This is a genomic window from Klebsiella sp. CN_Kp066, from assembly GCF_040065135.1.
Lineage (GTDB): Bacteria > Pseudomonadota > Gammaproteobacteria > Enterobacterales > Enterobacteriaceae > Klebsiella > Klebsiella oxytoca.
Genome location: NZ_JBEAIU010000011.1, coordinates 1 through 2818 on the forward strand (window position 1 = coordinate 1; position 2818 = coordinate 2818).

Genomic DNA, 2818 nt, shown 5'->3' on the forward strand with positions numbered 1-2818 from the left:
AACCGCCGACCCCCTCCTTGTAAGGGAGGTGCTCTCCCAGCTGAGCTAATCACCCCCGCTGTGTGGAGTCGCATTATAGGGAGAGTTGAAAATGAGTCAACGCCTTTTCTAAATAATTTGTTTGTTCGTCGTAAAATTAAACAAAACGATCGCAATGTCATCTATGACGCATGATTTATAAACAAAAAGGGTAAAGCTTGACGTTGAAACGGTAACAACATTGAGGAATCAGCCCACGGTGTTAGAATATTCCTCCATAAAATCCAACGAACACTGCCGCGTGTCGGCACCTTTATCAAACGTAAGGCCACTTCATGAAAATCAAAACTCGCTTCGCGCCCAGCCCGACAGGCTATCTGCACGTTGGCGGCGCGCGTACTGCTCTCTATTCCTGGCTTTTTGCACGTAACCACGGCGGTGAGTTTGTGCTGCGTATTGAAGATACCGATCTTGAGCGCTCCACGCCGGAGGCCATTGAAGCCATCATGGATGGTATGAACTGGCTGAGCCTGGAATGGGATGAGGGTCCGTACTTCCAGACCAAGCGTTTTGATCGCTATAACGCCGTCATTGATGAAATGCTGGAAGCGGGCACGGCCTATAAATGCTATTGCTCTAAAGAGCGTCTGGAAGCGCTGCGTGAAGAACAAATGGCAAAAGGCGAAAAGCCGCGTTATGACGGTCGCTGCCGCCATGGTCACGAACATCATGCTGATGATGAACCTTGCGTTGTTCGTTTTGCCAACCCGGAAGAGGGGTCCGTTGTTTTTGACGACCAGATTCGCGGTCCGATCGAATTCAGCAACCATGAGCTGGACGATCTGATTATTCGCCGTACCGATGGTTCTCCAACCTATAACTTCTGCGTCGTGGTTGACGACTGGGATATGGAAATCACCCACGTTATTCGTGGTGAAGACCATATCAACAATACACCGCGCCAGATTAACATCCTGAAAGCGCTGAATGCGCCTGTGCCGGTTTACGCCCACGTTTCGATGATTAACGGCGATGACGGTAAAAAATTATCCAAGCGTCACGGCGCGGTCAGCGTTATGCAGTATCGCGACGACGGCTACCTGCCGGAAGCGCTGCTGAACTATCTGGTGCGTCTGGGATGGTCAAGCGGCGACCAGGAAATTTTCTCTCGCGAAGAGATGATTAAGCTGTTTAGCCTGGGAGCGGTGAGCAAATCTGCGAGCGCGTTCAACACCGAAAAACTGCAGTGGCTGAACCATCACTATATCAACTCGCTGGCCCCGGAATATGTGGCAACGCATTTACAGTGGCACATTGAGCAGGAAAATATCGACACCCGTAACGGCCCGCAGCTGGCTGAGCTGGTTAAGCTGCTGGGCGAACGCTGCAAAACGCTGAAAGAGATGGCGGCGAGCTGCCGTTATTTCTATGAAGATTTTGCCGAGTTTGATGCCGATGCGGCGAAAAAGCACCTGCGCCCTGTTGCTCGTCAGCCGCTGGAAGTGGTACGCGATAAATTAGCCGCTATCAGTGACTGGACTGCGGAAAATGTTCATCACGCGATTCAGGCGACGGCTGATGAACTGGAAGTCGGGATGGGCAAAGTCGGGATGCCGCTGCGAGTTGCCGTAACCGGCGCAGGCCAGTCTCCGGCGCTTGATGTGACCGTGCATGCAATTGGCAAATCCCGTAGCGTAGAACGTATCAATAAGGCGCTGGCCTTTATTGCTGAACGCGAAAGCCAACAATCCTGATACTTGAAACAGACATTGCAAAACGGCGGGGATAGCTAACCCCGCCGTTTTTTTTGCCTGCTACTTTGCATCAGTAATACCAAGCCGGGAGAGAAATCCGCTAATCCCCTCGCGCGCAAGAAGATCGCGCAGGTGTAACTGTTCGGTCGGGGTCATCAGGTGCATGGTTTCGACAATCTGCCGCCATATGGCGTCAGCATCATTCACAAAGTATTTGACGGGCTGTTCAGCCAGCTGATTATCTATCGCCAGATGCCGTAGCGCCGGAATATTGGCGAGGAAATCGATAACCGGCCTGTCGATGACGATAAGACGAGCGCGCCCCCCTTTGACTCCGGGTATCGGTTCCGTCCGCCATTTTTGTTCTCTGGCCCAGCGGTTTATGGTTTGTCGGGCGAGGTTAAGACTCTCGGCGAGCTCCGCTGGCGTCATTTTATCTTTAAGTTTCATCATGCTTTCACCGATCTCGGATACCCAGTCGGTTGAGTAATCCGGTGATCCCTTCACGCAACAGCAGCGACATCAGCAACTTTTGCTCACCCGGCGTCATCTCTTTGCACAGCGTAAGAAGCAGAGATTCCAGTTCGTTATCCGTTGCGGAGTAGGGGACCGGGTTTTCGGCCACGCGCTGCGCGCTGCGTATGAATTCGCGAACCTGCTCATTGACATGTACGAGGCGCGCTTTACCGCCCTGAACGCCGGGGCGCGGGGAGGTTTGCCACCCCTCTTTACGTACCCATTTGTTTATGGTTTGCCGACTGAAGCCAGTCAGATGCGCTATTTCTTCAGGTGTCATTCGTTCCTTGAGCATACTATTTCCTGAGTAAATATGTGGGAATTAGTTGCACATGTTATAGCATCCTTTTACAGGAAAGAGTGACATGTTTAGCTTCTGGCTGCGATAAGGCTCGCAATGTCAGCCGTTTGCCTGCTTTTTCAGCGATCAAATTGCGGGGATTCATTTTGCCGTTGACACCTGACGAAGGAATTCATATTATGCCGCCCGTCAACACGACACGCTTTACGTTACGGGGCTATAGCTCAGCTGGGAGAGCGCTTGCATGGCATGCAAGAGGTCAGCGGTT

General features: G+C 52.0%; 3 protein-coding genes. 1 reads left to right on the forward strand and 2 read right to left on the reverse strand.

Annotation, left to right across the window (positions count from 1 at the left end; genetic code table 11):
- Positions 1–314: 314 nt before the first annotated feature.
- Positions 315–1733, forward strand: coding sequence for a glutamate--tRNA ligase (gene gltX, locus ABLV75_RS02815; protein WP_004104317.1), 1419 nt, complete (start codon positions 315–317; stop codon positions 1731–1733).
- A 60-nt stretch (positions 1734–1793) separates the two neighbouring features.
- On the opposite strand, the gene ABLV75_RS02820 is transcribed toward gltX, so the two are convergent.
- Together ABLV75_RS02820 and ABLV75_RS02825 are read right to left on the reverse strand one after the other, a co-directional pair.
- Positions 1794–2186, reverse strand: a complete 393-nt coding sequence (locus tag ABLV75_RS02820) for a YfeC-like transcriptional regulator (protein ID WP_004104316.1) — start codon at positions 2184–2186, stop codon at positions 1794–1796.
- Between the two features lie 4 nt (positions 2187–2190).
- Complete coding sequence (locus ABLV75_RS02825; protein WP_004104315.1) at positions 2191–2544, reverse strand: YfeC-like transcriptional regulator; 354 nt, start codon at positions 2542–2544, stop codon at positions 2191–2193.
- Positions 2545–2818 lie beyond the last annotated feature (274 nt).

What these genes read in the sequence shown, in the direction of transcription:
- ABLV75_RS02825 (WP_004104315.1), bottom strand. Translation starts at nt 2,544, where the DNA reads ATGCTCAAGGAACGAATGACACCTGAAGAAATAGCGCATCTGACTGGC.
- gltX (WP_004104317.1), top strand. Translation starts at nt 315, where the DNA reads ATGAAAATCAAAACTCGCTTCGCGCCCAGCCCGACAGGCTATCTGCAC.
- ABLV75_RS02820 (WP_004104316.1), bottom strand. Translation starts at nt 2,186, where the DNA reads ATGATGAAACTTAAAGATAAAATGACGCCAGCGGAGCTCGCCGAGAGT.